The 6,511-nt window shown below is 69.2% G+C and carries 6 protein-coding genes; 2 read left to right on the forward strand and 4 right to left on the reverse strand.

The window, feature by feature from the left end; translation table 11 throughout:
- A partial coding sequence (locus tag WAX14_RS00280) for a DNA polymerase Y family protein (RefSeq protein WP_422626104.1) occupies positions 1 to 744 on the reverse strand: 744 nt, incomplete at its 3' end.
- A complete protein-coding gene (locus WAX14_RS00285; RefSeq protein WP_422626105.1) occupies positions 741 to 1,496 on the reverse strand; it encodes a hypothetical protein in 756 nt (251 codons plus the stop codon). The genes WAX14_RS00285 and WAX14_RS00280, both read right to left, overlap by 4 nt.
- Positions 1,497 to 1,753: 257 nt before the next feature.
- Here WAX14_RS00285 and WAX14_RS00290 point away from each other — a divergent pair, with 257 nt between their 5' ends.
- Complete coding sequence (locus WAX14_RS00290; RefSeq protein ID WP_422626106.1) at positions 1,754 to 2,893, forward strand: serine/threonine-protein kinase; 1,140 nt, start codon at positions 1,754 to 1,756, stop codon at positions 2,891 to 2,893.
- 5 nt (positions 2,894 to 2,898) lie between these two features.
- Here WAX14_RS00290 and WAX14_RS00295 read toward each other — a convergent pair whose 3' ends face one another.
- Both WAX14_RS00295 and WAX14_RS00300 read right to left on the reverse strand, forming a co-directional pair.
- On the reverse strand, positions 2,899 to 3,579 hold the full coding sequence (locus WAX14_RS00295; protein WP_422626107.1) for a response regulator: 681 nt from the start codon (positions 3,577 to 3,579) through the stop codon (positions 2,899 to 2,901).
- Positions 3,576 to 4,928 carry a PspC domain-containing protein gene (locus tag WAX14_RS00300; RefSeq protein ID WP_422626108.1) on the reverse strand — a complete coding sequence of 451 codons (1,353 nt, stop codon included), beginning with the start codon at positions 4,926 to 4,928 and terminating at the stop codon, positions 3,576 to 3,578. Before WAX14_RS00300 ends, WAX14_RS00295 begins: the two co-directional genes overlap by 4 nt.
- A 134-nt stretch (positions 4,929 to 5,062) precedes the next feature.
- Here WAX14_RS00300 and WAX14_RS00305 point away from each other — a divergent pair, with 134 nt between their 5' ends.
- Positions 5,063 to 6,487 (forward strand): PspC domain-containing protein, encoded by a 1,425-nt coding sequence (locus tag WAX14_RS00305; protein ID WP_422626109.1) that lies wholly within the window; start codon positions 5,063 to 5,065, stop codon positions 6,485 to 6,487.
- Positions 6,488 to 6,511 lie beyond the last annotated feature (24 nt).

The raw sequence follows: 6,511 nt of genomic DNA on the forward strand, positions 1-6,511 counted from the left end.
CTGTTCGACGGTCAGGTCCGGGGGCAGTGCCCGTCCGGACGGGGGTCGCTCCGGATGTCCCCGTGCGGTGCGATGCGCCGCGACCGCGTCGGTACCGAAACGTGAGGCGACGTCCCCGACCGGCAGCGCGGCGAAGTCTCCGATGGTGCGCAGCCCGAGGCGATGCAGCAGATCGACCAGTTCTCCGCGTTCGGGCGCCGCCAGGGACGGTTCGACGCTCAGCGTGGAAATAGGCAGGGGCGCAAGGAATTTCACCGACCCTCCGGGAGGAACCAGTGCCGCCTGTCGCGCCGCGAACACCGCAGTGGACAGTTCGTCGGCGATCCCCACCTGACATTCGACCCCGGTGGCGGCAACCTCGTCGACCACTCGCTCGGCGGCCACTTCCTCCGAGCCGAACCAGCGGACGACACCGCGGGCGGCAAGCACCACCAGACCGGGACGGAGCACCTCGACACCGGGAGCGGTCGCATCGACGGCCTCCACCACCGGCTCGAACAGTCGCGCATCACGACTCGGATCCGACTGCAGCACATGCAGTTCCGGGCATCTCGCCTGCGCTTCGCGGCGACGCAGACCGCGGCGCACCCCGGCCGCGCGGGCCGTCGCCGAGCATGCGACCACCCGATTCGCCGAGACCACCGCGACCGGTTCCGACGCAGGCAGGTCCGCCGCGGCGGCGGCGACGGCAGGCCAGTCCGGACACCACAGAGCCAGCACCCGCGCCGGTTCGCGGGCGCTCACCACGCCACCGGGCGACCCGGCCGGCTGAACGGATCGCTGCGGTCCGCGTGCGCCCATTCGATCCGGGTACGGACGGCGCTCACATCCATGCGGGTGGTCCGCTCCGGGAACGACCTCCCCTGGGCTCGCACCGACAACCGGGTGCCGCACAACCTGCCACGACCCTTCCCCACCCCGTCGTAGCCACCGACCTGCGCGTCCAGTCGCAGCTGCGCACCGTCCCATCGTCCGTCGACGACGACGAGCACCGCCCCCTTGTTGCGGGCACGGGCGGTCACCGCCCTGCTCCGCGACGGTGGCACCACGGCCCCGCCGAGACCGAGAACCACCAGGTCCATGCCGTCGAGCAGAACCGCAGCGATCTCCACCGGGTCCGGTCCAGGATCGGGAATCACGGCGACCCGCCGCAGTTGCGCCCCCATTTCCGCGGCGGCAAGCAGACTCAGACGACGATGACCGATGACGGCAGCATGCCCTCCGGCAGCGGTCACCGAGGCGAGAATCCCGATCAGCAACGACGTGGCCCCCGAGACGACGACGACGGATCCCCGCACGAGACCCCCGTGCGGCAGCACATCGGCAAGGGGCGGCGGGACCGGCAGCGGCCGGCCGGTGGAGAGCCCGACGGGGCCGACCCGCTCCATCTCCCCGCGCGCGGGTATTGCGGCGATCCTCCGCCGCAGCGACTCGAGCCGCTCCTGTCGTGACGGTTTGTCCGCACCGTCGAGCGGGAACTCGGCGAGCTCACCCACTGGCACCCCTCTGTGATCTGTCGGCCGTGCGCACACGACACAGCGACACCACGGGGAAGACGCGGTTCAGCGACAACTGTCGAACATATTTTCGAGCGCCCTCAGTAGACCCGACGCCGGACCGGGCGTCAAACGTCCCGGACTGTCGAACGCCCCGGACCAGGCCGTCGAGCACAGGAAAATCCCACCCATCCACTACTGTCGTGAGGGTGTCGAAACAGGAACGAGTGGGGAGGGTCGTAGGCCCGGGTCACCTGATGGCCGGACGCTACCGACTCGATTCCAAACTCGGTGGCGGCGGAATGGGTGCCGTCTGGCTCGCCCGCGACGAGCGACTCGGTCGCGACGTCGCCGTCAAACAAGTCATCTCCATTGCCGACCTGCACCCCGACGCCGCCGACGAGGTGCGGCGCCGCACGCTGCGCGAAGGCCGGATCGCCGCGCAACTCACGCACGAGCACGCCATCGGAATGTACGACGTGGCCCTCGACGCCGGCGAACCGTGGCTGGTCATGGAATACCTTCCCTCCCGCAGCATCGCCGAGGTGATGAACGCCGTCGAGACACTGCCCCCGTACGAGGTCGCGCAGATCGGGGCGGATGTCGCCGACGCCCTGGCCGCCGCGCATGCCGCGGGAATCGTGCACCGCGACGTCAAACCCGGCAACATCCTCGTCGCCGAACGCGGCCGAGACCTCGGCGTCGTGAAGATCAGCGACTTCGGGATCGCCCTGGCGAAGGGCGACTCCGATCACTCCGGTGTGATCGCCGGTACGCCCGCGTACTTCGCTCCCGAGGTGGCGCGCGGCAACGACCCCACCGAGGCCAGTGACGTATTCTCCCTCGGCGCAACCCTCTACACGACCATCGAGGGTCAGCCCCCGTTCGGTTTCGAAGCCGACTCGATCGCTCTGCTGCACCGCGTCGCACGCGCCGAGATCATCCCGCCGACCCGCACGGGTTCCCTCACCGACGTCCTGCTCGCCATGCTCGAACCCGATCCGGCCCGCCGCCCGACGATGACGCAGGCCCGCGACCGACTCGCCGCAGTGGCGCTCGGGCCCGGCATGGATCCGGCACTGCTGCGTGGTCGCCCCATTTTCTCCGCGGACGGCTCGATTCCTACCTGGGCGCAACGATCCACCCCGATCGTCGAACCCCGACCGCGCGGTTCGATCGTCGACCGGCCCGCATCCGCACCGGTGGCGTCATCGCGCGGATTCGCGCGGGGGATCCCCCGGCCGGCCGAACTCGTGGACCGGTTACGCCCGAACGGTCCCGTGCCGGAGGACCCCACCGAACGCCTCGTCGCATATGCGCCACTGGCGATGGCGGCGATGGTCGCGCTGATCGTGCTGGCCTTGATCGTGGCGCTGATCGTCGCCCTGATCGTCTGACCGGCTCAATCGATCCGACGGCGATGCGCCCAGCGGGTCAGCGCGTTGCGGTTCGACTGCTGAGTCTTGCGCAGCACGTTCGACGCATGGGTCTCCACGGTTTTGACCGAGATCACCAGTTCTTCGGCGATCTCCCGGTAGGTGTAGCCACGCGCGAGCAACCGCAGCACCTCGAGTTCCCGCGGGGTCAGCGAATCGAGTTCGGGGTCGAGGGGCGGTTCGGGTACGGCGGAACGGCCGGTGAACGAGTCGAGCACGAACCCCGCCAGCCGGGGACTGAACACTGCATCTCCACCGGCGACCCGACGCACCGCATCCGCCAGCTCCGTACCCGAAATCGTCTTCGTGACGTACCCGCGGGCGCCCGCCCGGATCACCGCAATCACATCTTCCGCGGCGTCGGACACGCTCAGCGCCAGGCACACCGGACCGTGCTCGATACGGCCGAGTACCGCGACTCCCCCACCGTCCGGCATGTGCACGTCAAGCAGGACGACGTCGGGGCGGGTCGTCCCGATCCCGGTGACCGCTTCTGTCACACCACCGGCTTCGCCCACGATCTCCATGTCCGGCTCACGCCCCAGTTCGGTGCGCACACCGGACCGGAACACAGCGTGGTCGTCGACGAGGAAAACACGAAACGACGGTGAGGCCGGGGTGGTGGTCGGGGCGTCGGGCGACGTCACAGCGTGTGCTCCTCGGGTCGGGGTCGGGCCTCCTGCCACTCTAGGTGGGTGTCGACCGGGTGCGCGCTGGAGTCCTCGGGCGCTTCGGTCTGCTGGGGTGCTTCGGTCTGCTGGGGTGCTTCGGTCGGCTGGGGTGCGCCGTCCGTGCCACCGAGGCGTGGCATGTGGATCCGGATCTCCGTGCCCTTGCCGAGCTCGGATTTCACGACGACCCGCCCACCGCGACGCTCGATCCGCGCGCGGCTCGACTTGGCCAGGCCCTGGCGGTCGTCCGGAACGAGAGCCTGGTCGAAACCGGAGCCGCGGTCGCGGACGAACACGCTGACCTGCTCCGGTTCGGCCTCGGCAAACAGATCGACACTGTCGACCCCGGCGTGTTTGGCGGCGTTGACGAGTGCCTCCCGCGCAGCCCCGAGCACCGCGGTGAACGATTCGGTGGGCAGATCGGCGTCGTCGGGAGCGACGTCACCGACGATCACGGGGGTGACCGACACACCGTGCTGATCTTCGACCTCACCGGCGATCGTCCGCAGGGCCTCGGCGAGACTCGTGTGCGGGCTTTCCCCGCCGCCGAACAGCCAGCGCCGCAACTCGCGTTCCTGGCTACGTGCCAGCCGCACCACCTCCGGCGCGTCACCGGCCTGCTTCTGAATGAGCGCGAGGGTCTGCAACACCGAATCGTGCAGGTGCGACGCGATCTCTTCGCGTTCTTCGTTGCGGACCCGAGCCGCGCGTTCCTGTTCGAGCGCCCGCCACATACGCACCCACAGCGGCACCGACAGCAGTCCGGCACCGATGAGGGTGACCACCACCGCCAGCAACGACGACCGTAGCGCCGCCACATCCACCTGGGCGAGGAACACGACGCCGAGACCGGTGACGACGAGGGTCAGACCACCGAGCACCCTGGCCCAGGTGAGTACCGTCGGATGTGCGGGCAGCCCGAGCGCCGAGCGGGGTCCGTCGGCGTCGAATTCCCGCCACACCAGGGCGGCACCGACCGCGACCACGATGATCGGCATGATCACCGAGGCCGCACCCCCACTGAACAACCAGGACAATCCCGCAGCCGATGCGAGGCCGATGACCGCAAGACCCAGCGCCCGGCGGCGTTCGGTGGGCGACGCCGGTTCGGTGTCCGAACCGAGTGGTACGAACGCCCACAGCAGACCGTAGGCGACGATGCCGAACCCGGCGAGCGCCGCGAGCACCGTGAACGCGACCCGCACCTTCATCACATCGACGCCCAGATGATCGGCGAGACCGCCTGCCACGCCGCCCACGACGCGACCCCCGACACGACGCTCGAGTCGGGGAACGAGCACGGGAAGATCTGCTACCGGCTGCACACCTTCGATACTGGCACGCAATCGACGCCTCCGGCATCGGGGACCGACCCTGATATGCCGGGCCAGGTGCGGGTCGTGAAGATCAGGGTTCGTCCCTGATGTGCCGCCGTCTCGACTTGGACAGGATGGAAGCCATGAACTCGCGCAGCTTCCCCGAGCAGCTTTCGGACATGTGGCGCACCCGACCGGTGCGGCTACCCGATCGTGGGCACGTCGCCGGTGTGTGTGCCGGGGTCGGCGTGCGCTACGGCGTCGATCCGGTGTTGATCCGGATCGCGTTCGTGGTGTCCACCCTCTTCGGCGGCGCGGGCATCATCGTGTACCTGGCGGCCTGGGTGCTGCTGGCACGGCACGGCGATTCGGCCTCCCCGGTCGAATCTCTCGTCGGGCGTGGCCACAGTGCCGATTCGAGCACCAAGGTGATCGTGTTGCTGGTGGCCCTGGCGGTCGCGGCGAGCGCCTTCGGCCCGATGGGTGCCGGCCTCGGCGGTTCCGGATTCGTGAGCTTGATGCTCATGCTCGGCGGGCTGTATCTGCTGTACCTGCGGCAGCCGACACCGCCGACGCTGCCGCCGCCCGCACCCGGCACCTTTCCCCAGAATCCGTTCACCCAGAATCCGTCCACCCAGAATCCGTTCGCCGATCTGTCGTTCCCGCCGACGGCTGCGATGTTCTCGCACGGTGCCGGACCGTTCCATGGACGGTGCACACCGTTCTCGCACGGCATGCAGGGACACGGCATGCAGGGACACGGCATGCGGGAAACGGCGGCCCCGATCGACCCGGACTCCTGGGCCAAGGCCACTCCTGCTGCTCCCGAATCTGCGGCATCCGCCGAGGCCACGACCTCCCCCGAGACCGACTCGGCGCCCGACCCGCTCGGTGCAACGGCAACACCGCCGTCGTGGGATCCGCTGGGTGTCGCACCGTTCGCGTGGGATCTTCCCGAGCCGACCCCGGTACGAACGCCCGAACCGGTGCGGAAGCAACCGCGGTCGCGGCTGACCACGACGATCCTGGGTTTGGCGGTGCTTGCCGCCGCCGCGGCAGGCGCGGTTGCCGCCGGCACCGGACTGGACTGGCTGACACCGGCCCGGATCGGCGCGATCGCCCTCGCCGTGATCGGCCTCGGTCTGCTGCTCGGCGCGTTCCTGCACCGCGGACACGGACTCTTGGTGGTGACCGGTCCGCTCATCGGATTCGTGGTACTGGCGTCGATGATCGGCCCGATCGACACCTCGCGGTGGGGTCAGCAGGAGCACTCTCCGGTCTCGGCGTCCGAACTGCAACCCGAATACGCCGTGCAGATGGGGAATCTCCGATTGGACCTGCGTAACCTGGCGCTCACCGAGGACCACACCGTCGCGATCGAAAACCGGTTCGGCAACGCGGAGATTCTCCTCCCGGAGAATCTGGACGTCGACATCGTCTGCACCGAACGGACCTTCGCCCCGTGCCCCGCGCCGGGTATCGACGGTGGAGTCGACGGTCGCGGCGGCCCCGTCCTGACGCTCGACATCGATACCGCATTCGGAAACTCGGAGGTGAACCGTGGCTGATTTCGACACCGACCACGTCGGGAC

Origin of the sequence: Rhodococcus sp. (in: high G+C Gram-positive bacteria) (assembly GCF_049299235.1) — a bacterium.
In the GTDB taxonomy this organism is placed as follows: domain Bacteria; phylum Actinomycetota; class Actinomycetes; order Mycobacteriales; family Mycobacteriaceae; genus Rhodococcus.